Source organism: Streptomyces inusitatus (genome assembly GCF_014651115.1).
GTDB classification, from domain to species: Bacteria; Actinomycetota; Actinomycetes; order Streptomycetales; family Streptomycetaceae; genus Streptomyces; species Streptomyces amakusaensis.
In genome coordinates this window covers 25,532-47,052 of sequence record NZ_BMWG01000019.1, presented here as the reverse complement: position 1 = coordinate 47,052, position 21,521 = coordinate 25,532, and the positions used below count along the sequence as shown (strand labels likewise).

Annotated in this window: 17 protein-coding genes; 8 read left to right on the top strand and 9 right to left on the bottom strand. The window is 72.1% G+C overall.

Translation table 11 applies throughout. The features are described 5' to 3' along the window. Nucleotides 1-591 precede the first annotated feature (591 nt). The 6 genes from exaC to IE247_RS24610 form a co-directional block, all read right to left on the bottom strand. Nucleotides 592-2,115, bottom strand: a complete 1,524-nt coding sequence (gene exaC, locus IE247_RS24635) for an acetaldehyde dehydrogenase ExaC (protein WP_190125453.1) — start codon at nt 2,113-2,115, stop codon at nt 592-594. 110 nt (nt 2,116-2,225) lie between these two features. Then, a complete protein-coding gene (locus tag IE247_RS24630; protein WP_229869328.1) occupies nt 2,226-3,482 on the bottom strand; it encodes a GAF domain-containing protein in 1,257 nt (418 codons plus the stop codon). A gap of 129 nt (nt 3,483-3,611) precedes the next feature. Next, nucleotides 3,612-4,214 carry an N-acetylmuramoyl-L-alanine amidase gene (locus tag IE247_RS24625; RefSeq protein WP_190125451.1) on the bottom strand — a complete coding sequence of 201 codons (603 nt, stop codon included), beginning with the start codon at nt 4,212-4,214 and terminating at the stop codon, nt 3,612-3,614. A 368-nt stretch (nt 4,215-4,582) separates the two neighbouring features. Beyond that, nucleotides 4,583-5,944 (bottom strand): esterase-like activity of phytase family protein, encoded by a 1,362-nt coding sequence (locus IE247_RS24620; protein ID WP_190125450.1) that lies wholly within the window; start codon nt 5,942-5,944, stop codon nt 4,583-4,585. Nucleotides 5,945-6,312: 368 nt separating this feature from the next. Then, nucleotides 6,313-7,665, bottom strand: coding sequence for an SWIM zinc finger family protein (locus IE247_RS24615; protein WP_190125449.1), 1,353 nt, complete (start codon nt 7,663-7,665; stop codon nt 6,313-6,315). Beyond that, the gene (locus IE247_RS24610; protein ID WP_190125448.1) at nt 7,662-10,592 is read right to left on the bottom strand and encodes an SCO1167/SCO6262 family helicase; all 2,931 of its coding nucleotides are present in this window, start codon (nt 10,590-10,592) and stop codon (nt 7,662-7,664) included. The genes IE247_RS24615 and IE247_RS24610 overlap by 4 nt, the downstream gene beginning before the upstream one ends. Before the next feature lie 278 nt (nt 10,593-10,870). Here IE247_RS24610 and IE247_RS24605 point away from each other — a divergent pair, with 278 nt between their 5' ends. The 4 genes from IE247_RS24605 (at nt 10,871) to IE247_RS24590 (ending at nt 14,064) form a co-directional block, all read left to right on the top strand. Next, complete coding sequence (locus IE247_RS24605) at nt 10,871-12,034, top strand: fatty acid desaturase family protein (protein WP_190125447.1); 1,164 nt, start codon at nt 10,871-10,873, stop codon at nt 12,032-12,034. 96 nt (nt 12,035-12,130) lie between these two features. Next, on the top strand, nt 12,131-12,313 hold the full coding sequence (locus IE247_RS24600; protein WP_190125446.1) for a tail-anchor membrane protein: 183 nt from the start codon (nt 12,131-12,133) through the stop codon (nt 12,311-12,313). Nucleotides 12,314-12,516: 203 nt separating this feature from the next. Beyond that, nucleotides 12,517-12,921 (top strand): roadblock/LC7 domain-containing protein, encoded by a 405-nt coding sequence (locus IE247_RS24595; protein ID WP_190125445.1) that lies wholly within the window; start codon nt 12,517-12,519, stop codon nt 12,919-12,921. A 132-nt stretch (nt 12,922-13,053) separates the two neighbouring features. Further along, nucleotides 13,054-14,064: a DUF6397 family protein gene (locus tag IE247_RS24590; RefSeq protein ID WP_190125444.1), complete on the top strand. Its 1,011-nt coding sequence runs from the start codon at nt 13,054-13,056 to the stop codon at nt 14,062-14,064. A 5-nt stretch (nt 14,065-14,069) separates the two neighbouring features. Here the strand turns inward: IE247_RS24590 and IE247_RS24585 are convergent, their stop codons facing one another. Beyond that, nucleotides 14,070-14,360 carry a hypothetical protein gene (locus tag IE247_RS24585; protein WP_190125443.1) on the bottom strand — a complete coding sequence of 97 codons (291 nt, stop codon included), beginning with the start codon at nt 14,358-14,360 and terminating at the stop codon, nt 14,070-14,072. A 295-nt stretch (nt 14,361-14,655) separates the two neighbouring features. Here IE247_RS24585 and tdh point away from each other — a divergent pair, with 295 nt between their 5' ends. From tdh to IE247_RS24570, 3 genes are read left to right on the top strand one after another with little or no spacing between them, the layout of a single operon-like run. Next, on the top strand, nt 14,656-15,684 hold the full coding sequence (tdh, locus tag IE247_RS24580; protein WP_190125442.1) for an L-threonine 3-dehydrogenase: 1,029 nt from the start codon (nt 14,656-14,658) through the stop codon (nt 15,682-15,684). Between the two features lie 51 nt (nt 15,685-15,735). Beyond that, nucleotides 15,736-16,917 carry a glycine C-acetyltransferase gene (locus tag IE247_RS24575; protein ID WP_190125441.1) on the top strand — a complete coding sequence of 394 codons (1,182 nt, stop codon included), beginning with the start codon at nt 15,736-15,738 and terminating at the stop codon, nt 16,915-16,917. Nucleotides 16,918-16,961: 44 nt separating this feature from the next. Then, nucleotides 16,962-17,876, top strand: coding sequence for a LysR family transcriptional regulator (locus tag IE247_RS24570; RefSeq protein WP_190125440.1), 915 nt, complete (start codon nt 16,962-16,964; stop codon nt 17,874-17,876). Between the two features lie 64 nt (nt 17,877-17,940). Here the strand turns inward: IE247_RS24570 and IE247_RS24565 are convergent, their stop codons facing one another. Beyond that, nucleotides 17,941-20,061 carry an ATP-binding protein gene (locus IE247_RS24565; protein WP_190125439.1) on the bottom strand — a complete coding sequence of 707 codons (2,121 nt, stop codon included), beginning with the start codon at nt 20,059-20,061 and terminating at the stop codon, nt 17,941-17,943. Between the two features lie 40 nt (nt 20,062-20,101). Continuing rightward, nucleotides 20,102-20,614 (bottom strand): SRPBCC family protein, encoded by a 513-nt coding sequence (locus IE247_RS24560; protein WP_190125438.1) that lies wholly within the window; start codon nt 20,612-20,614, stop codon nt 20,102-20,104. A gap of 461 nt (nt 20,615-21,075) precedes the next feature. Between IE247_RS24560 and IE247_RS24555 the strand changes: the two genes are divergently transcribed. Next, nucleotides 21,076-21,516, top strand: coding sequence for an SPW repeat protein (locus tag IE247_RS24555; RefSeq protein WP_190125437.1), 441 nt, complete (start codon nt 21,076-21,078; stop codon nt 21,514-21,516). Nucleotides 21,517-21,521 lie beyond the last annotated feature (5 nt).

Sequence of the window (21,521 nt, the reverse complement as noted above, 5' to 3'; positions counted from 1 at the left end):
GCCAAAACGCCCGCCGGGAAGGATCTCCCGGTACCGGTGATGCAGATTGCGGAACTCCCGGGCCGAGGCCCTCATCTGTACGCCTTCTTCGGCTGCATGCACTACGCCGCCATGCGCCCCGCCGAAGTCATCCATCTCCGCAAAGCCCAGTGCCGCCTCCCGGCCGCAGGATGGGGCTCAAGGGCGGCGTCGTCACCGCCGGAAAGGAATGGACGGACGACGGCTCCGTCCGCGAAATCCACTCCCTCAAACGACGTGCCGCCAAAGCCACCCGACCCGTACCCATCCCACTCATACTCGTCCGCATCTTCCGCAACGCCAAAGGCGACTACATCGACGCCTCCGCCTACGGCAGCACCTGGAACAGGGCCCGCGAAGCCGCCCTCACTCTGGACGAACACGCCCTCGAACTCGCCAACCCTAGGATCTCCGCCGCGCCGGGCAGAGATCCAGGTCCTCTTCTGTCACTGCGAAGTGGGATTCGGGTGAGAGAAACCGGGAGTAACACTAAATTTCGACTCACCGCGTAGAAACGCATCACGAAGGGCGCCTGGTAGGGAAACTCCCTGGCCAGGCGCCCATTTTCGGTGTCTAGAAGAAGCCCAGCTTCTTCGGCGAATACGACACGAGCAAGTTTTTTGTCTGCTGATAGTGATCCAGCATCATCCGGTGGTTCTCGCGGCCGATCCCCGACTGCTTGTACCCGCCGAACGCCGCGTGCGCCGGATAGGCGTGGTAGCAGTTCGTCCAGACGCGGCCTGCCTGGATGGCCCGGCCCGCGCGGTAGGCGGTGTTGATGTCGCGGGTCCAGACGCCCGCGCCCAGGCCGTACAGGGTGTCGTTGGCGATCTTGATGGCGTCGTCGAAGTCGGAGAAGGAGGTGACGGCGACGACGGGGCCGAAGATCTCTTCCTGGAAGACGCGCATGCGGTTGTCTCCCTCAAGGACGGTCGGCTGGACGTAGTAGCCGCCGGCCATGTCGCCGTCGTGCTCGATGCGTTGACCGCCGGTGAGGATCTTCGCGCCTTCCTGCTGGCCGATGTCGAGGTAGGAGAGGATCTTCTGAAGCTGGTCGTTGGAGGCCTGTGCGCCGATCATGGTGTCGGTGTCCAGGGGGTGGCCGGGAACGATCTGTTCGGTGCGGGCGACGCCCGCTTCCAGGAAGGCGCCGTAGTGGCCGCGCTGGATCAGGGCGCGCGAGGGACAGGTGCAGACCTCGCCCTGGTTGAGGGCGAACATGGTGAAGCCTTCGAGGGCCTTGTCGAGGAAGTCGTCGGCGGAGGCGGAGACGTCGTCGAAGAAGATGTTGGGTGACTTGCCGCCGAGTTCGAGGGAGACCGGTTTGATGTTCTCGGAGGCGTACTGCATGATCAGCCGCCCGGTCGTGGTCTCCCCGGTGAAGGCGATCTTGGCGACGCGCGGGCTGGAGGCCAGGGGTTTGCCGGCCTCGACGCCGAAGCCGTTGACGATGTTGAGTACGCCGTCGGGGAGGAGGTCGGCGACGAGGCCGAGCCAGAAGTGGATGGAGGCAGGGGTCTGCTCGGCGGGCTTGAGGACCACGGCGTTGCCGGCCGCGAGGGCGGGGGCGAGCTTCCAGGTGGCCATGAGGATGGGGAAGTTCCACGGGATGATCTGGGCGACGACGCCCAGCGGCTCGTGGAAGTGGTACGCGACGGTGTCGTCGTCGAGCTGGCTGAGTCCTCCCTCCTGGGCGCGCAGCACCCCCGCGAAGTACCGGAAGTGGTCGATCGCCAGCGGGATGTCGGCGGCCAGAGTCTCCCGTACCGGCTTGCCGTTCTCCCAGCTCTCGGCGACCGCGAGCGCTTCGAGGTTGGCCTCCATACGGTCCGCGATCTTCAGCAGGATCCCGCCGCGCTCACCGGCGGAGACCCGGCCCCAGCCGGGTGCGGCGGCGTGGGCGGCGTCCAGGGCGCGTTCCACGTCCTCGGCGGTGCCCCGGGCGATCTCGGTGAACGGGCGGCCGTTGACCGGGCTCGGGTTCTCGAAGTAGGCGCCCCGGGCCGGGGGTACGTACTGTCCGCCGATCCAGTGGTCGTAGCGGGGCTGGTACGAGACGATCGAGCCGTCGCTTCCCGGTGCCGCGTATCGGGTCATCTCCACAACCTCCCGGTGACGCCGCCGCCACCTCGGGACGACGGTCATCGGGAGGCTAGGAGGCAGGACGTTGCGAGCGCGTTGCGCGCCTGTTGACGTCCGGCGGGCCGTCACCGCCGCTGCCAGCCGTCCAGTTCGCGGACCCTGGCCAGCGCGGCGGGCCGCTGCGGCGAGGGCAGTACGGCGGCGAGCGCCCGCCACACCGGCAGATCCTCCTCGCCCCAGGGGCTGTACGCCCAGTCGGCCAGCAGCCCAGGATCGGCGCGCGCCAGCAGGGCGGCCCGGAGCTGGTCGGCGAGTCTGCGGCGCAGCCGTACGACGGAGGGCGCGCGGGAGGCGGGCAGCAGCGGCCCGGTGTAGGCGCTCATCGCGCCCGTGACCGCGCCCGACGCCAGCCGCCGGGTCACCGTGCCGAAGTCGGCGTCGACGCGGGGGGCGGCGATGCGGTAGGGGCGTGAGCGGAGCACATCGGGGCCCAGCAGGGCGCGCAGCCGGTGCAGTTCGGCCCGCAGGGTCACCGGGGTGACCGACTCGTCCTCGTACAGCTCGATGAGCAGTTCGTCGCCGCCGATGCCCTCGGGGTGGTGGGCGAGCAGGACCAGGATCTCGCTGTGTCTGCGGCTCAGCCGTGTCTTGCGGCCGTCGGTCACCAGCAGGGCCTCGTCCCGGCCCAGGGCGGAGAGCCGGACGCCGTCCGGGGCGGGCGGCGGCGCGAGCAGTGCCAACTGGGACTCGGCGGCCCGCGCCACGGCCCCGACGAAGGCGAGGCTGTGCGGATGCGCGAGCCCGTTCCCGCCGGTGATGTCCACCGCGCCCAGCACCCGGCCGCTGGCGGGATCGTGGATCGGGGCCGCCGCGCAGGTCCATGCCTGCACGGGACGGCTGAAGTGCTCGGCGGCGAAGATCTGGACGGGCCGGTCCACGGCGATCGCCGTGCCGGGGGCGTTCGTGCCGGCGACCGTCTCGGCCCAGCGGGCGCCCGGCACGAAGTTCATCCGGCTCGCCGCGCGGCGGGCGGCGAGCGGCCCCTCCACCCACAGCAGCCGTCCCTCGGCGTCGCAGACGGCCACCAGATGGCCGCCGTCCCTGGCGTACGCGTCCGTCAACTCCCGCACCAGGGGCATCGCCCGCGCCAGCGGATGCCCTTCGCGGTACGCGGTGATCGCGCCCTCGTCCAGCTCGACGCCCGGGGTGCCGTCCGGGCTGACCCGGGCACGGGCCGAACGCCGCCAGGATTCGGCCACCACAGGGCGTACGGGAGGCTCGAACCGGCCCTCGGTCAGATAGGTGTCGTGTGCTCTGCGCAGCACGGTGATCCGCTCGTCCGGGTCCTCGCCCGGCTCCAGGGCCACCCATGGGTCGGTCAACTCGGCCTCCCTGGAGTCCATCGTGACCGAGTCGACCGGGCGCGACAAGAACGACTGCCTCGCCGTAAGAGAGGCTTTCCACGCTGCTTTCCGTACTTTTTCTGCTTTTTCTGCTTTCTGTGTTTTCCGTCAGGCGAAGTTGACGAGTCGGATGTATCGCGTCCAGTCCCAGTGCGGCCCCGGATCACTGTGGGTGGCGCCGGGGACCTCGTGGTGGCCGATGATGTGCGCGCGGTCCTTGGGGATGCCGTAGCGGTCGCACACGGAGGCGGTGAGGGCCGCCGACCGTTCGTAGAGGGCATGGGTGAAGTAGGCGGGTCTGTCCACCCAGCCCTCGTGCTCGACGCCGACGGAGCGGGTGTTGTAGTCCCAGTTGCCCGCGTGCCAGCCGATGTCGCGCTCTCGTACGCACTGCGCCACATGGCCGTCCACCGAGCGGACCACATAGTGCGCGGACACCTTTCTCGCCGGGTTCTGGAAGATCTTCACCGTGTCGGCGAAGGTCTCCTGGGTGACATGGATGACGACGAAGTCGATCCGGTGGGACGAGGGCCGGTCGGCGGCGGTGAGATTGGACGCGGAGGCGGGCATCCACCGCGCGGAGGGGTGGTCGGTGTCCGCCCGGGGCGGGGGCGACGAGCCGGTGGCGGCGGCGGCCCGGGCTGCGGTCGGCAGCAGCGCGCCGGTGACCGCCGCCAGCGCGGCGCCGCCGAGGAGTGTTCTGCGGTCCATGGGTCCTCTCCTGGTGGCGTGTCAGAAGCGGGGAGGTGCGTACGGGGATCCTCCGCCGGAGAGCGGGGTCACCGAGAGGATCTCCTGTCGACGGTGGTTGGCCGGGGATGTCGCTGTCGACGGTGCGCCGTCCCGGGCGGTGCACCGTCGGTGCGGGGTGCGGGGTGCGGGGTGCGGGGTGCGGGGTGCGGGGAGTACAGAGGTGCGGATCGGTGCGGGCGGGAACCCACCGTACGAGGTGCCGGGCTGCGGGGTGGTGATTCGCCGTAAACCGGTACAGGAGGGTCGTGGCTGTGGTACGGAGAAGCCGCCCGGGGCTCGGGATCCGGGCGGCTTCGGGGAGGTGGGCGCATGCCCGCCCGAGTGGGTCAGTCGGTCAGCCGTTCCGGTAGCCGTACCTGCACCACATGGGTGTTGACACCGCTGTCCACGAGCCGTCCGTTCGGATCGAAGGCCCCGGGGCCGTCCGTCATCCCGAAGTCGTTGTCGTTGATGAGCGCGAGAGTCCGTTTCCCGACCACGGCGACGCCCTCGATCTTTCCGGGCACCCCCGCCACCTTTCCGAAGTCGACGAGAAGGGACTTGCCCAGCACCGGGACGCCCGCCGCCGAGGGATCGTCGAGCTGCTCATAGCTGGGGGAGGTCGACGGATCGTCCCAGCGGCCGCCCAGAATGCCCGCGCCCGGCGGGAGGGTGACCCGCTGGAGCCGGGACGATCTGTCCGTGCGCTCCTGCACCAGGAGGGTGTCGTCGTCGAGGGCGACGAGCGAGGAGATCTTCAGCTCCGAGGTGTCGGTCTCGCCCGGATCGACCACGCCCACCGCGTCGAACCGATAGGCGTACTCCGCCGTCACCGTCTGCTTCTCGGGGGAGAACCGGATCAGCCGGGCATTGCGGGATGCCTCGCCCGCCGCCTGGTCGGGCACTGCCAGCGGGCTCTGCACCGCGGCGACCAGATCGCCGCCCGGGAGTACGGCCAGCCCTTCGAAGCCCCGGTTGAGCTTGCGATTCAGCAGGATCGACGGCAAGGCCTCGATCACCGGATAGTCCGCGCCCGTCAGCTTCAGACCCTGCGGAACATAGCGGGCGAGTACGCGGCCGCGCGGGGAGACATGGATCAGTGAGGGCCCGTACTCGTCGGAGAGCCAGAACGAGCCGCCGTCCGCTCGCACCATCCCCTCGGTGTCCAGTCCGCTGGGGTTGCGGTCGAGCGGGGTTCCCGCGTCGTACGAGTACGGGGCCTCGTCGCGGGAGGCCTGGTTCGGCAGCCCGGTGACCGGCTTGCCGGAGGCGGTGGTCAGCGGAACGGCGGTGAGCACCCTGACCCGGTCGCCGGAGACCCGGATCTTCACCAGGGCCGGGTCGAACTCCGGCACGGCGAAGGTGCGGCGCTTCTTGCCGTCGACCCTGATCTGGCCATTGGGACCGCGGTCGGTCAGCGCCCAGAACTCGCCCTTGCGGCCGGCGGGGTAGAGGTCGCTGCCGACGCCGAGGTGGACGCCCCGGTCGTTGGAGACGGAGCCGGGCAGCAGCGAGTTGCTGAACTCCGCGAGGGGGATCTCGTCGAGGACGGCGGAGCCCACGACACGCGCGGGCTTCTCGGCCTTGCCCGCGGGAGCCGGGGCGCCGACGGCCGTCCCGGCGACGGCCATGGCCGCGACCAGGGTGATCGGCAGACCCACGGCGAGGGTACGGCGCAGTGCGCGGGACGGCTGGGTGTGGGGGGACAACGGGCCTCCTTGGCAGGCGGGCGGTTGCTCCGGCGGACCGGATCGAACCGGATCGAACCGAACCAGACTGAAACCGGACTGAACTGGACCGGATCAGACCGGATCAGACCGGATCGAACCGGAGCGGCGTCGGCCGGGGCGGTCCGGGCGGCTCTTCCGTCCGGACGCCGTCCGGCGTCGGGACGTACACTGCCGGACGCGCCGGGGGACCGGAGGCGGTTTCGCTGTTTCGGCCGGTACACGCGCTGCCTGGTGAGGCTGTCGGGACCTCGCGTTGAACCCATGCCCGGGACTCCCGGCGTCCGGTACGAGGTTCTCGCGCCTCGTACCGGACGCCTGCCCCGGACGCCCGCCTGGGGCCCGGCCGGTCAGCCGCTCTCGCCCAGGGCCTCCGCCAGAGCCGCCGCCGGGTCGTGGGCACCCGGACCCGAGGGCGACCAGTGACCCCGCTCCTTGCGGTACGGCCACCAGCGGCCGTCCTCGCCGAGCCGCAGCTGAGCATCGGATCCGGTCACCGTCCAGCGGCCCGGCGCGGACGCGCGCAGCCGGGGCCGGTCCGTCTCCTCCCAGGCGGCGTCCAGCACCGACGACGCCCGGGCGAGCGCCTCCGGGCCGGGCGTCCACTCCCCGTCCAGGACGGCGAGCGCGCTCGTACCGCCCGATCGCCAGGCCCGAACCGCGAGATCCAGCGCGGTGCGTCCCCGGCCGGTCGCGGCGGCGAGACGCCCGGCGATCACCGGTCCCGGGACGGCGGCGGCCATCCGCACCGCGTCCTGGTCAGGCGTCAGCACCTGCTCCACCGGCTGGTCGCCATGGCCCGGAGCGAGTGCTTCCGAGAGCAGGCGGTGGGCGCGCGCGGCGGCGTCGGCGGCCAGGAACTCCAGCGCGTCCGGATCGATCCCCGGAGCCGGCGCGGTCCCGGTGTCCAGGACGGGCGGCTGCCCCGGCTCCTGGAGCGGCGGCGGGGGAGCGGGCAGCGGCGGGAGGATCTCCCGCGCCGCGAACGCCTCATCGGCCCGCACCCTCGGGGAAGCCGCTTCCGGCTCCTCGTCCGGCGCGGCGCCGGCCGAGGCCCGTGCCACGCTGCGCAGCTGGAGTTCGTCCAGCAGACGGCGCTCCCCGCGTCCCCGCATCAGCAGCAGTACGAACGGGTCCTGGTCCAGCAGCCTCGCCACCTCGTAGCACAGGGCCGCGGTGTGCGGGCACAGATCCCATGCCCCGCAGTCGCACTCGGGCTCCAGATCGCCCACGCCGGGGAGGAGTTCGACCCCGGCCGAGGCCGCGTCCTCGACCAGATGAGGCGGCATCTCCCGGTCCAGCAGGGCGGCGATATGGCCCGACCGGTCGACCGCCATGTCCAGGAACCGGTCCCACCCGGCGTCGGTCAGCTCGGTGAGCAGCACATCGCAGCGCCGGCCGGTGCCGTCGCGGTCCCGTACGACCGCGGTGACCCGCCCGGGGCGTACCGACACCGCGCCGACCGCGCCCGCCCTGGCCTGCCGACGGCCCTTCTGGAGCTGCTCGCCGTCGAGCGCCGTGTCCTCCAGGGCCTTGATCCAGGTCTGGCCCCACCAGCTCTGGGCGAAGCCGCGACCCCGGACGGGCGGGCTCGCGACAAAGGTCCGCACCTCGTCCCGGCCGTCGCGGGCCCCGCCCCCGGCCTCCTCATCGCCGTCGCTGTCGCTGTCGTACGTGTCGTCGTACTCGTCGTTGTCGTTCATCGCGTCGCGCCGCCCCCTCGCAGCTCCACCAGATCCGCCAGTTCGGCGTCGGTCAGTTCGGTCAGCGCGGCCTCGCCGGATCCGAGGACCGCGTCGGCCAGCTCCCGCTTGCGCGTGAGCATGTCGGCGATCCGGTCCTCGATGGTCCCCTCGGCGATCAGCCGGTGGACCTGAACCGGCTGAGTCTGCCCGATGCGGTAGGCCCGGTCGGTGGCCTGCGCCTCGACGGCCGGGTTCCACCAGCGGTCGAAGTGCACGACATGCTCCGCCCGGGTCAGATTGAGACCGGTGCCGGCCGCCTTGAGCGACAGCAGGAAGACCGGAACGTCACCGTTCTGGAAGCGGCCCACCATCGCCTCGCGCTCCGCGACCGGCGTACCGCCGTGGAGGAACTGCGTCGGCACCCCCCGGGCGGCGAGGTGCCGCTCCAGCAGCCGGGCCATCTGCACATACTGGGTGAAGACCAGAACGGCGGCGCCCTCGGCGAGGATGGTGTCCAGGAGCTCGTCCAGCAGTTCCAGTTTGCCCGAGCGGTCCGCGATCCTCGGCTGTTCCTCCTTCAGATACTGGGCCGGATGGTTGCAGATCTGTTTGAGCGCGGTGAGCAGCTTCATCACCAGGCCGCGCCGCTCCATGCCGTCGGCCTCGGAGATCGCGGCCAGCGTCTCGCGCACCACCGCCTCGTAGAGACCGGTCTGTTCGGCGGTGAGGGAGACGGCGCGGTCGGTCTCCGTCTTCGGCGGCAGTTCGGGAGCGATGCCCGGGTCGGACTTGTGCCGGCGCAGCAGGAACGGCCGGACCAGTGAGGAGAGCCGCCGGGCGGCGGCGGGATCTTCGCCTCCTTCCACCGCCCGCGCGTACCGCGAGCGGAATGTGCCGAGTGGGCCGAGGAGTCCGGGCGTGGTCCAGTCGAGGATGGCCCACAGCTCGGACAGGTTGTTCTCCACGGGGGTGCCGCTCAACGCGACCCGCGCCTTGGCCCCGAGGGTGCGCAGCCTGCGGGCGGTCGCCGAATAAGGGTTCTTGACGTGCTGTGCCTCGTCGGCGACGACCATGCCCCACGCCGTCCGGGCGAGTCTCTCGGCGTCGAGCCTCATCGTGCCGTACGTGGTGAGAACGAACTCCCCGTCGGCCAGGTTCCCGAGTTCGCGCGACGATCCGTGGAAGCGCCGGACCGGGGTGCCGGGGGCGAACTTCTCGATCTCCCGCTGCCAGTTGCCCATCAGCGAGGTGGGGCAGACCACCAGGGTGGGCCCGGCCGCCGACGGGTCGGTCTGCCGGTGCAGATGGAGGGCGATCAGCGTGATCGTCTTGCCGAGGCCCATGTCGTCGGCGAGACAGCCGCCGAGGCCCAGCGACGTCATCCGGTTGAGCCAGTTCAGTCCGCGCAGCTGGTAGTCGCGCAGGGTCGCGGTGAGCGCCGCGGGCTGTGCGATCTCCTGGGTCCCGCCCTCGGGGTCGGCGAGGCGGTCGCGCAGCCGGGCCACCCAGCCGGAGGCGTGCACCGCCACCGGACGGCCGTCGACCTCGGCCGTGCCGGTCAGTACGGCTCCGAGCGCGTCGATCGGGGTCAGCTTCCGGTCCTGGCTCTCGCGGGCGCGGCGGGCCTCCTGGGGGTCGATGAGCACCCATTGGTCGCGCAGCCGCACCAGCGGCCGGTTCGCCTCGGCGAGCAGATCCAGCTCCTCGCGGGTCAGCTGACGGTCGCCCAGGGCGAACCTCCAGTCGAAGGCGAGGAGGGCGTCGGCGGACAGGAAGGAGGGCACCCCCGACTCGCCGCCGTCCGCGCCGTCGTCGGGCGGGCCGATCACGGCCCGGGCGGTGAGACGGTGGGCCAGTTCCTTCGGCCAGTGCACTTGGACGCCGCCGGCCGCGAGCGCCTTGGCCGCCTCGCCGAGGAGTTCGGCGACCTCCTCGTCCGCGAGGTCGAGCGCGTCGGGAACGGCGGCCTGCAACAGCGGGGTGAGAGGGGGCCACGCCCGGGCGGCGCGGCGCAGCGCCAGCAGCGCGTCCATCCGGGCCCTGGGGCCGAAGGCGTCGCCCGGCCGGTCGCCGCCCGCCCACACGTCGGCCGCGTCCGCGACGACGGCCGGGTCGCTGACGCTGTGCATCTGGAGGACGGCGCGGAACGACGGTTCTCCGCCGCCCTCGTTCTCCTCGTCGGTGTCGCCCGCTCCGCCGCCCACGAGTTCGACGCGCAGGGAGAGGCGTACACCGGCGTCGTGCCCGGCGGCGACGTCCGCCGCCCAGGCGCGCCGCTCGGGCATCCGCTGCGGCTCCCGCGCGGCGAACGCCGGGCCGCCCGCGGCGGCCCGCGCGGCCGGGGTGCGGGGCATCGAGTCCGCGATCGCGTCGAGGAACGAGCGCAGCAGCCGCTCCGGGTCCGGCAGCAGGGGTACGCCGGGCACGTCGGGCACGCCGGGCACGTCCGGTACGTCGGAGGCGACGGCGTCCGGCGGTGTCTCCAGCGGGGTGGCGTGGGCGGTGGGCGGCATCGACGCGGCGAGGGCGCGGATCCCGTCAAGGTCCTCGGGGGTCAGCGGTCCGATCCGCCAGGAGTCGTGATCGGTGGCGGTGAGTCCGGGCAGCAGCAGCCCGCGCGCCACGAGCCGCAGGGAGAGCACGGCCGCGGCTCCCCAGAAGGCGATGGAGGGGGAGGCGTCCGCCGCGGCGCGCATCCTGGTCAGGAGCGGCAGCGCGGCGGAGACGGGCAGCAGCAGCGCGGGCACGGTGCGCGGGCGCAGATCGTCCCCGACGACCGTCAGGGTGTCGGGCGCGGTGTCGGCGTCGGGGTGCCAGAAGGCGACGCGCCCGGTGCGGGCCGGGTCGCCGGGAAGGAAGACGGCGTCGGCGTGGAAGAGGGGGACGTCGGGGGAGAGGGAGTCGAAGGAGACACGGGAGGGCGTTGCCGCGGAGGGTGGGTGCACAGCGATGACGCATTCCTCAAATTTGACTAGCGCACAGGTGGGAGTCGCCGAGGGTACCCGATGCGATGGCCGAATCGCCTCTCGTGATCAGGTGACCCTCCTCACTCGCATCCTTGTCCCCGCCGGGAGGTGTGGCCAGCACCAGTCGGCCGGGCGGGCTGCCCCCCACCCGGTCCGGGGGATGGCGCCATGGTCCGGTGAGGTCGTGCTTGCCTACGTTTTCTCAGGTCAGCGCAGTCGCACAGGGCCCTGCGCGACCCCGAAGACCGGAGACCTCCATGCCCCAGGCCACCGCCCCTCCCACGGGCCAGTCGTCCGTGGCGGCCTCTCCGGGATCCGGCGCCGACGCGCCCCCGCCGGCCGACGCGCACCCGTCCGTCGGCGCGCCCGCGTCGCCCTCCGGGGGCAGGACCGGGTCCGAGTTCGCGCCGCTGCTGCGGATCGTCAGGGAACAGGGGCTGCTCGAACGCCGCACCGACTGGTACGCCAGGGGCATCCTCCTCAATCTGCTCGCCCTGGCCGCCGTGGTCACGGGCACGGTCCTCGCCGGCGGCTCCTGGTGGGCGCTGTCGCTCGCACCCCCGCTGGCGCTGTTCTCCACCCGTACCGCCTTCTTCGCCCATGACGCCGGGCACTCCCAGATCACTGCGGACCGGCGCACCGGCCGGATCATCCAGCTTCTGCACGCCAATCTGCTGCTGGGGATGAGTCAGGAGTGGTGGAACGACAAGCACAACCGGCACCACGCCAACCCCAACCATGTCGACAAAGACCCCGATGTCGCGGCCGACATTCTCGTCTTCACCCAGCGGCAGGCCGTGGGGCGCGCCGGATTCCGGGGCCTGCTCACCCGCCACCAGGCCTGGCTCTTCTTCCCGCTGACCACTCTCGAAGGACTCGCGCTCAAGATCTACGGCTTCCGGGCCGTCTTCTCGGCCCCGTCGGGCGAAGGGCCCCGTCCGTCCCGCCGTGCCCGCTCGCTGGAGGGGCTGCTGCTCATCGCCCATGTCGCCGGGTACGTCACCCTGCTGCTCGCCGCGATGCCGCCGGTGCGGGCCCTGGTCTTCGCCCTGATCCATCAGATGCTGCTCGGGCTCCATCTGGGCATGGCCTTCGCGCCGAACCACAAGGGGATGGAGATGCCCGACGAGGAGCGCGGCAAGAGCTGGGGACATCTACGCCGGCAGGTGCTGACCTCGCGCAACGTCCGGGGCGGCCCGGTCACGGACTGGCTTCTGGGCGGGCTGAACTACCAGATCGAGCACCATCTCTTCCCCAGCATGCCCCGCCCGCACCTGCGCCTCGCGCAGCCTCTGGTGCGCGCCCACTGCCGGGCGCTCTCCCTCGCCTACCACGAGACCGGGCTCGTCGAGTCCTATCGGCAGGCGCTGGGGCATCTGCGCGAAGTCGGCGAACCGCTGAGGGCGGACGGACGGGGATGACGCGTGGAGGGGGTACGGAGCGCATAGTGGAACTGTGCGGTGCACCCGCGCGTTTCACGGCAGGAATAGGCGAAGGCCGCACAAGGAGGCGTCGAGATGTCGACACGTACAAAGATCGTCATCGGGGGAGTGGCCGTCGGGCTGCTGCTGATGACGGTGATTCCGTTCTGGGCGGCTCTGCTGATCGTCCTGGGTGTTCCCGCGGTGGCGTATCTGGCGCTCGACCCCACGCAGCGGCGTCGGCTGCGCAAGGCCTCCCGCAAGGAGCTGGGCCGCTGAAACCGGGCTGTTCCGGGGTCGTCATATCTCCGCGTTCCCCGCGGGAAAGGGCGGCCGTCGAGGCTCCGGGGAAATTGAATATGCCTCTCGAATGTACCTGTGCCGCCATGTGATTCGGCGGACCGGTTGCACCTTGCCCTGCCGTCCCCGGTGCGAAAGGCTTACCGCAACACGGGGAACGTATGAGCGGGGAGGGACCGACCATGCCACTGGACAAAGGACTCGACTGGCTGCTCGATGATCTGACCAAGCGGATCGAGCACATCAGGCACGCACTGGTGCTGTCCAACGACGGGCTGGTCACAGGGGCGAGCACCGGACTCGCCAGGGAGGACGCCGAGCACCTCGCCGCGGTCTCCTCCGGGCTGCACTCCCTGGCCCGGGGCTCCGGGCGGCACTTCCGCGCCGGCAGGGCGCGTCAGACCATGGTCGAGTTCGACGAGGCGCTGCTCTTCGTCACGGCGGCGGGCGAGGGAAGCTGCCTCTGTGTGCTGAGCGAGGCCGAGGCAGACATCGGCCAGATCGCCTACGAGATGACCCTGATGGTCAACCGGGTCGGGGAACACTTGGGCGTCGCGGCCAGGCAACCCGGTATCTCTCGCCCCTGACCTGCGAGAACTCCACTCCCCTCCCAGTCCGTCGGGTCTGCGCGGACAGGTTGTCCACAGGCCCGGCGGGATGTCGCCGCAGCGGGCTATCGTCGTCACTGAGAGTACTCATGACGCACGGGGGAGACGATCATGACGGTACGGGAAGTGCTGACCGCGGTGGGAGCCGCCCGGCTGCTGGAGCTGAAGCAGTCCGAGTTCGATCTCGCGGTCCGGCTCGGGCACATCCGGGCCGTGTCCCGGGCGGCCGACGGGCCCGCGCGAGTCGCCCGGGCGGAGATCGAGCGACTGCGCGGCGCTCCGGGGTTCCCGAAGGAGCTGCGGGAGCGGGTGCGGACCGCGGGCACCGGGGAAGGGGCGCGGCTGCTCGCCATCAGCCCGGGGCGTTTCACCCGGCTCGCCCGCACGGGCCACTTCGCCCCGGTCGCTTTCTATCTCAACCGCTATCACGCGGTCGTCTGGCTCTATCTCGTCGAGGAGCTTGAGGACTTCGCCGCCGACCACCCCGATCTGCTCAGCGGCAGGACACCGCCCGCCCAGCGGGCGATGCTCGACGAAGGGGAGGACCGGCGCGCCCGCACCTGGCGGGGCCGGCTGCTGGAGCTGCTGCTGCGAGAGGCGCGCGATCCGTGGGAGCGGGCCGCGGCCGTCGCCGCCGTGCTCGACCCGGACACGGTCGCCCAGGTGGTGACCGACCCCGGTGAGCGCGAGACACTCCGTCTGCTGCGGCCCGGACTCGTCCCGGTGCGGCCGCTGTCACCGGCGGCCCAGGCCGTGGTCGACCGGCTGCGGCTGGCCGATCACCCGAGCGAGATCCTCCGGCACCGGATGAGCCTCGCCCTGGCGGTACGGGAGGCCAGACTCGGCCGCTCCGGGCTCGGGGCCGGTCCGGCCACGGGCCGAGGAGCGGGAGTGGTCCACGGGCCCGTCGGAGTCCTGGGGGTGGGCCGCGCGACCGTCCCGGCCGTCTCCGTCCCGGCCGTGCCCGCTCCGGCCGTCTCCGTCCCGGTGGGCGGGCCGGAGCACGCCCCGGTCGGCCGGGTGGCCACGGCGCGTCGCCGGTCGCGCGGGCGCTCGCTGTTCAAGCGGCTGTGGCCGAGGGGGCCGAGACACGCCGCCCGGCCGCCCCGCCGGGATTCCTGACGGGCTCAGGCGGGCTCGCGCGGCACGGCGGGGACGGTCGCGCCGCCGCCGTGCGCCACGGCCTCCACCACGGCCTGGTGGAGGGTCCGGCTGGCTTCCTCGGATTCGCAGGGCGTGGGGCTGCCCGACATGGTGAACCAGTCGGAAGCGCCGCTGTACTGCACCGCGACCCTCGCCTCGCCGTCGGCCCAGGTGGTGTGCACGGTGAGGTCCCCGGTCAGTGCGCCGACCTCGTCGGTGAGGACTCCGCCGCGCCCGGAGTACACACCTGTGGTCGTCCACGATGCCCAGCTCATCCTCCCAGGCTCGCACCGCGGGGCCGAATGTGCGACCGAAGTGCCCGGCCCCCGGAATCAGCCCCCGGCGGGGGCCCCGGGCCCGTCCCGTACCGCCCGGCGCGCCCCGCCGCGCCGCCTGTGAAGCTCCGCTGTTGGCCCGCTTAAGAAATCCTCGATGGACTCCGGCGGGCCGCGCTGGGCAGATTGGTCCCGGTCCATTCGTTGACGCTGACATATTTTGCCGTCATTGGTGTGATCATCTCGTTCGACCGCATTTCCTGTGATCCATCCCCACATGCCTGGAGCCGCCCCGATGAAGGCACTTGTCAAGCAGCACGCCGAGCCCGGTCTCTGGCTCCAGGACGTGCCGGAGCCGGAGACCGGCCCGGGCGATGTGCTGATCAAGGTGCTCCGTACCGGGATCTGCGGCACCGACCTGCACATCCGCTCCTGGGACGCCTGGGCGCGGCAGGCGGTCACCACTCCGCGCGTGCTCGGACACGAGTTCGTCGGCGAAGTGGCCGCCGTCGGTTCGGACGTCCAGGACATCGAGGTCGGCGACACGGTCAGCGGCGAGGGCCATCTCGTCTGCGGCAAGTGCCGCAACTGCCTCGCCGGACGCCGTCATCTGTGCCGCAGCACGGTGGGCCTCGGCGTCGGCCGCGACGGCGCGTTCGCCGAGTACGTCGCACTGCCCGCGTCCAATGTGTGGGTGCACCGCACCCAGGTGGATCTGGACATCGCCGCGATCTTCGACCCGTTCGGCAACGCGGTCCACACCGCGCTCACCTTCCCCCTCGTCGGCGAGGACGTGCTCATCACCGGCGCCGGTCCCATCGGCATCATGGCCGCGGCCGTGGCGCGGCACGCGGGAGCGCGCAATGTGGTGATCACCGATGTCAGCGAGTCCCGTCTCGAACTGGCCCGCAAGGCCGGGGCCACCCTCGCGCTGAACGTCTCCGCCCACGGCATCGACGAGGCCCAGCGGCAGCTGGGGCTCAAGGAGGGCTTCGACGTCGGCCTGGAGATGTCGGGCCGCCCCGAGGCGATGCGCGACATGGTCGACAACATGACCCACGGCGGGCGCATCGCGATGCTGGGGCTGCCGGCGCAGGAGTTCGCCGTCGACTGGGCGAAGATCGTCACCTCGATGATCACGGTCAAGGGCATCTACGGCCGCGAGATGTACGAGACCTGGTACGCCATGACGGTCCTGCTGGAAGCGGGACTCGACCTCACCCCCGTGATCACCGGCAGCTATGGCTTCCGGGACTTCGAGGCCGCGTTCGACGAGGCCGCCACCGCCCGCAGCGGCAAGATCATCCTCGACTGGACCCGCTGACCCGAGGCCCCCGACCACCAGACCGCAGTCACACCCGAGGGAGCACCCTTCATGTTCGCGTCAGTCCGCGACGACCTCCGCACCACCCTGGACGAGATCCGCGCCGCCGGCCTGCACAAGCCGGAGCGGGTCATCAGCACACCGCAGAGCGCCACGGTCTCCGTCGCCTCCGGCGAGGTGCTCAACTTCTGCGCCAACAACTACCTCGGCCTCGCCGACCACCCCGAGGTCGTCACGGCCGCCAAGGAGGCGCTGGACCGCTGGGGCTACGGCATGGCCTCCGTGCGGTTCATCTGCGGCACCCAGGATGTGCACAAGGAGCTGGAGGCGAGGCTGTCGTCCTTCCTCGGCCAGGAGGACACCATCCTCTACTCCTCCTGCTTCGACGCCAACGGCGGTGTCTTCGAGACCCTCCTCGGCCCCGAGGACGCGGTCATCTCCGACGCCCTCAACCACGCCTCCATCATCGACGGAATCCGGCTCTCCAAGGCCGCCCGCCACCGGTACGCCAACCGCGACCTCGCCGATCTGGAGCGCCGCCTGAAGGAGACGCGGGACGCCCGCCGCCGGCTCATCGTCACCGACGGCGTCTTCTCCATGGACGGCTATGTCGCCCCCCTCGCCGAGATCTGCGATCTCGCCGACCGCTACGACGCGATGGTCATGGTCGACGACTCGCACGCCGTCGGCTTCGTCGGCCCCGGCGGCCGGGGCACCCCCGAGCTGGCAGGCGTCATGGACCGGGTGGACATCATCACCGGCACGCTCGGCAAGGCCCTCGGCGGCGCGTCCGGAGGCTATGTCGCCGCCCGCGCCGAGATCGTCGCCCTGCTCCGCCAGCGCTCCCGCCCCTACCTCTTCTCCAACTCCCTCGCCCCGGTGATCGCCGCCGCCTCCCTCAAGGTGCTCGATCTGCTGGAGTCGGCCGGGGAGCTGCGCGAGCGGCTCAGGGCCAACACCGAGCTGTTCCGCACCCGGATGACCGAGGCGGGCTTCGAGATCCTGCCCGGCGACCACCCCATCGCCCCCGTCATGATCGGCGACGCGGCGGAGGCGGGACGCATGGCCGAGCTGCTGCTGGAGCGCGGCGTCTATGTGATCGGCTTCTCCTACCCGGTCGTCCCGATGGGCCAGGCCCGGATCCGGGTCCAGCTCTCGGCCGCGCACTCCGCCCAGGACGTGGAGCGGGCCGTCGCCGCGTTCATCGACGCGCGCGAGCAGCTCAAGGGCTGAGGCCGGGCGACGGGAGCGGGCGGCCGGGCTGACAGAATGACCTGGTGATCGACCCCAGACGGCTGCGCATTCTGCGGGCCGTGGCGGACCACCGTACGGTGACCGCCGCGGCCTCCGCGCTCTACCTCACCCCCTCCGCCGTCTCCCAGCAGCTGAGCACGCTGGAGCAGGAGACCGGGCACACCCTGCTGATCCGCAGCGGCAGGGGAGTCCGGCCCACCGCGGCCGGGGAGATCCTGCTCACCCACACCCACGCGGTGCTGGCCCAGCTGGAGCGGGCGGAGGCGGAACTCGCCGAGTACGCGGGCGGCACGGCCGGCGAGGTGACGGTGGCCGCTTTCGCCACCGGCATCGCCGAGGTCGTCGCCCCCGCGATGGCCCTGCTCGCGACCGGCCACCCGGGCATCCGGGTCCGGGTGCGGGACGCCGAGGGCGACGAGAGCCTGCCGCTCGTCCTCGACGGCGAGGCGGATCTCGCGGTGGCGGTCGAGTACCGGGGAGCGCCCGGCGACGACGGCCGGCGGCTGTCCCGGGTACCGCTGTACGCGGAGCCGTTCGACGCCGTCCTCCACGAGAGCCACCCGCTCGCGGCCGCCGGGCGGGTCGCGCTCGCCGAGCTGGCCGACAGCGACTGGATCGGCCCCTACCCCGGAAACCCCTGCCACGACATGGTGCTGCTCGCCTGTGAGCTGGCCGGTTTCCAGCCCAGGCTGGTGCACTCCTCGGACGACTTCCGTGCCGTCGTCGCGCTCGCGGGCGCGGGCGCGGGAGTCGCGCTGGTGCCGCGCTCCGCCCTGCGCGACGTGGAACCCCGGCACGCGGTGGTACGGCCGGTGTCCGGCCCGGCGGCGACCCGACGGGTGTTCGCCGCGGTGCGCCGGGGCGCGGAGCGGCACCCGCTGATCAGCCCGGTGCTCCAGGCCCTGGCCGAGGCCGCGTCGGCGAACGCCGCCGTCTGACCGTCCCCGGCGCCCGTCTGACCGTCCCCGCGCCCGCCGGGCCCGGGCCCTGGGCGGCCCCCGGTCAGCCGGAGGGCGGGATCATGGCCGCCTTGAGGCCGGACTCCAGATCGGTGGTGGCGCCCCGCAGATACGCGGTCTCGTAGACGGTGTCGCCCACCACCGCCCGCGCCGCCCGTTCGCACTGCTCCCGCACGGTGGCCAGCTCCGGGGTGCCGCGCTGCGGATGCCCGACGGTGCTCCAGAACGCCTGGCCCGTTCCGTACACCTGCCCCGCCCGCTCCCCGTCGCCCGCCGCCGCGATCGCCGCCGCCAGCAGATCCAGCCCCAGCGCGATGCCGAAGCTGTCGCCGATGCCGCTCTTGCCCGCGAGCATGGCCCGCGCGTGCTCGGCCGCGTCGAGCGGCTCCCCGGCGAAGAGCGCGATCAGGCTGAGCTGGTAGTCCAGATAGGCCCGGGTCCAGGACTCGCCGCGCTCCACACAGCCCCGCCGCAGGAAGAGCGCCCGCTCCCTCGCCTCCGGCAGTCTGCCGAGCCCGGTCAGCGCGAAGACCCGCACCAGATGGCAGCGGAGCCTGTCGGCCGAGTCGAAGGGCCCGGCCGCCGCCGCGCCCAGCGCCTTTGCCGCCACCCGGTCGGCCTCCAGCGCACGGCCCGTCAGCAGGGCTATCAGTCCGCCGAGATACGCGGCCGCGAGCGTGCCCCGCACATCCTCGTCCCGGCTCGCGGACCGGGCGCACGCGTCGCTGATACGCCGGGCCTTCTCGTACTCGCCCTGGAGGGTCATCGCCACCCCGAGCGCCCACAGCCCCCGGGTGCGATGGGGACCGTCGTCCGGATGGGCGGCCAGCGCCTGCTCCAGATAGTCGCGGGCCTCGTGCAGATGGCCGCAGCAGCTCCAGAAGAAGCCGACCAGGCCCGTCAGCCGCAGCGCCCGGTCCGGGGCGACGGCCAGCAGATGGTCGAGGGCCGTGCACAGATCGGTGTGGACGTCGCCGACCCTGCGGTACCAGTGGGCCTGTTCCGGACCGAGCCACTCCGCGTCGGCGCGGGCCGCGAAGGCGAGAAAGTGCTCGGCGTGCCGGTCGGCCACCGCGCGCTCCTCGCGCAGCGCGCGCAGCCAGAGCCCGCCGTACTCCCGGATGGTGTCGAGCATGCGGTAACGGATGCCGCTGCCGCCCTCCGACTTGACCGAGGTGAGCACCGAAGCCGCCACCAGACGGTCGAGCAGCGGGCCGACCCGCTCGGTCCCCAGCGGGCCGCCGGCGCACACGGCCCGGGCCGTCGCCTCCTCGAAGTCGCCCCGGAAGACGGAGAGCCGCGCCCAGAGCAGCCGTTCGAGCGGTGCGCACAGCTCATGACTCCACCCGATCGTGGTAAGCATCGTCCGGTGCCGCTCCGGCCGTACCGCGGCGCCGTCGGCCGCCCGGAGCACATCGAGGCGGGAGCCGAGCCGTTCGGCGACATCGGGGACACCGCTGCGCCCGGCCTGGGCGGCGGCCAGCTCCAGCGCCAGGGGGATGCCCTCAAGGCGGTGGCAGATCCAGCGGGCGGCCGCGTCCTGGCCCGCCCCCTCCCACACCGCGTCCGCCCGCCCGCCGCGGCCGTCGCCCTCCTCCCGCTCCTCGGGGAAGAGGGTCCCCCGGTCCGCGGCGGCGGCCGCCACGCGCTGCCGGAACAGCTCCAGCGCGTCCGGCCCGTCCCCCCGCAGGGGGCCGACCTCGACCAGCCGCTCGCCGTCCATCCCGAGCGGCTGTCTGCTCGTGGTCAGTACCGTCAGCCCGGGCACGGTCGTCAGCAGGTCGCCCACCATGGCCCGGCAGGGGCCGGTGAGGTGCTCGCAGGAGTCGAGCACGAGCAGCAGCTCCTTCTCCATGAGCCACTCGCACAGCGCGTCCACCGGCATCCGGGGGGTGTGGTCGGAGAGATCGCAGGCGTCCGACACGGTCGACAGCAGCAGCCGGTCCCCGTGCAGCGGGGACAGATCGGCCCAGGCCACTCCGTCCCGGAAGCTCCCGGCACCGCCCGCCGCTCTCGCCGCGCGCAGCGCCAGCCTCGACTTGCCCACGCCGCCGCTGCCGACGAGTGTGATCAGCCGATGGCGTTCGAGCTCCCGGTCGAGCCGGGACAGCTCCCGGCCCCGTCCGACGAAACTGGTCGTCTCCTTGGGAAGGTTGCCCAACACGCGGCCAGTCTCGCCCATCGGAGCGCCGTCCGCGTCAACCTCAGCGAGAGGTTGACGCGGACTCCATCGCCTCCTTCAGATTGCGCAGCGTCCGGCGTATGTTGCCCCGCTGGTAGTCGGCGAAGGTGTGCCCGCGGGTCGCCAGCCGGTCGAAGGCGTTGGCCAGCGCGTCCGGCCAGCTCCGCCGGTCGTCCCGCCAGGTCTCGGTCACCCGGGTCCCGCCGTCGATCGCGTCGAAGCGGTACTCCCAGGTGGCGATCCGCCCGCGCAGCAGCGGCCGGCGGCGGCCGATCGCGTGCACACGGAACGCGAAGCGCTGCCCCGGTATCGCGGCCGTCACCGTGCAGCGGGTGGTCCAGCGCAGCCCGCCCCGTTTGTTGTGGCCGTCGAACTCCATGCCCACATGGGCGCCCCGCGCCTCGCCGCGCACCGTCGCGCCCAGATTCTCCGGACTCCAGCGGCCCATCAGGGCGGGATTGCTGACCTGCTCGTAAATGGCGGAAGGGTGGGCCTGGATCACGATGCTGTCCGAGACGGCCAGGGTGCGTGGCATGGGGACGACTCCGTTCCTTGAGTACGGGCTTGCGCGGACCCTTGCCCGCGCGACGGCGTTCAACTCCTCGCGCGGCACGCCTCCTTGCCCGCTCCGGCCGGAGAAGGGCCGGTCGGGGCCCGGGAGGGGGAGGCACACATTACCCGCCGGTATGGGCGAGGCGTCCCCCGCGGGCGCCGCCCGGCCGGATCCGGTCGGGCCGCGATCGGGTTCCGCCGTCGAATGCGGGCAAGGATGCGGGCAAGGATGCGGGCTTGCCCGCGGGCAAGGAGAGGGCGCGCCTGCGAGCAGATGTGTGTGCGGTTCATATGAGCGCCTGCGAGCCGTCAGGCTCGGAGAATCGGCGGAATCTAGGGTTCCGAATTGACTTCCGATAAAGAAAAGATAAGCGCAGAATGTAAGGGCGTGGCTCGGCCGCGCGCTTCGGTCAAACGTACAGAGCGCTGAAGGAGGCGAGTCGTATGGCCGGCGTCTCACACAGGGAGGATCTGGCGGGGCACCCCGACATCACGGAGATGCGGGACCGCTACGCCCGTGTGCTGGGAGGGCGTGATGTGGCGCTCGTGGACGGCCCGGTGTTCCTGGTCGGCCTGGCGTGCGCGATCTCCCCGTGGATCGTCCATTTCTCGGCCAGTCAGCCCGCGCTGGCGACCCACAATCTGATCATGGGGGTCGCGATCGTCGTGCTGGCGCTCGGATTCACCGTCACCCCCGCCCGGATGTACGGCCTGAGCTGGGCCATGTGCGTCATGGGCGCATGGCTGGTGGTGGCGCCGTGGATCGTGGGCAGCGGTCCCGACAAGGGGGTCATCTGGACCAACGCGGTCCTCGGCGGTCTCACCTTCCTGCTGGGGCTGGTCTGCACGGCGGCGGCGATGAGAAGCGGCCGCGCCGCCAGATGAACCGA

What these genes read in the sequence shown, in the direction of transcription:
- IE247_RS24605 (WP_190125447.1), top strand. Translation starts at nt 10,871, where the DNA reads ATGCCCCAGGCCACCGCCCCTCCCACGGGCCAGTCGTCCGTGGCGGCC.
- IE247_RS24585 (WP_190125443.1), bottom strand. Translation starts at nt 14,360, where the DNA reads ATGAGCTGGGCATCGTGGACGACCACAGGTGTGTACTCCGGGCGCGGC.
- IE247_RS24555 (WP_190125437.1), top strand. Translation starts at nt 21,076, where the DNA reads ATGGCCGGCGTCTCACACAGGGAGGATCTGGCGGGGCACCCCGACATC.
- IE247_RS24615 (WP_190125449.1), bottom strand. Translation starts at nt 7,665, where the DNA reads ATGAACGACAACGACGAGTACGACGACACGTACGACAGCGACAGCGAC.
- exaC (WP_190125453.1), bottom strand. Translation starts at nt 2,115, where the DNA reads ATGACCCGATACGCGGCACCGGGAAGCGACGGCTCGATCGTCTCGTAC.
- tdh (WP_190125442.1), top strand. Translation starts at nt 14,656, where the DNA reads ATGAAGGCACTTGTCAAGCAGCACGCCGAGCCCGGTCTCTGGCTCCAG.
- IE247_RS24595 (WP_190125445.1), top strand. Translation starts at nt 12,517, where the DNA reads ATGCCACTGGACAAAGGACTCGACTGGCTGCTCGATGATCTGACCAAG.
- IE247_RS24560 (WP_190125438.1), bottom strand. Translation starts at nt 20,614, where the DNA reads ATGCCACGCACCCTGGCCGTCTCGGACAGCATCGTGATCCAGGCCCAC.
- IE247_RS24600 (WP_190125446.1), top strand. Translation starts at nt 12,131, where the DNA reads ATGTCGACACGTACAAAGATCGTCATCGGGGGAGTGGCCGTCGGGCTG.
- IE247_RS24575 (WP_190125441.1), top strand. Translation starts at nt 15,736, where the DNA reads ATGTTCGCGTCAGTCCGCGACGACCTCCGCACCACCCTGGACGAGATC.
- IE247_RS24590 (WP_190125444.1), top strand. Translation starts at nt 13,054, where the DNA reads ATGACGGTACGGGAAGTGCTGACCGCGGTGGGAGCCGCCCGGCTGCTG.
- IE247_RS24625 (WP_190125451.1), bottom strand. Translation starts at nt 4,214, where the DNA reads ATGGACCGCAGAACACTCCTCGGCGGCGCCGCGCTGGCGGCGGTCACC.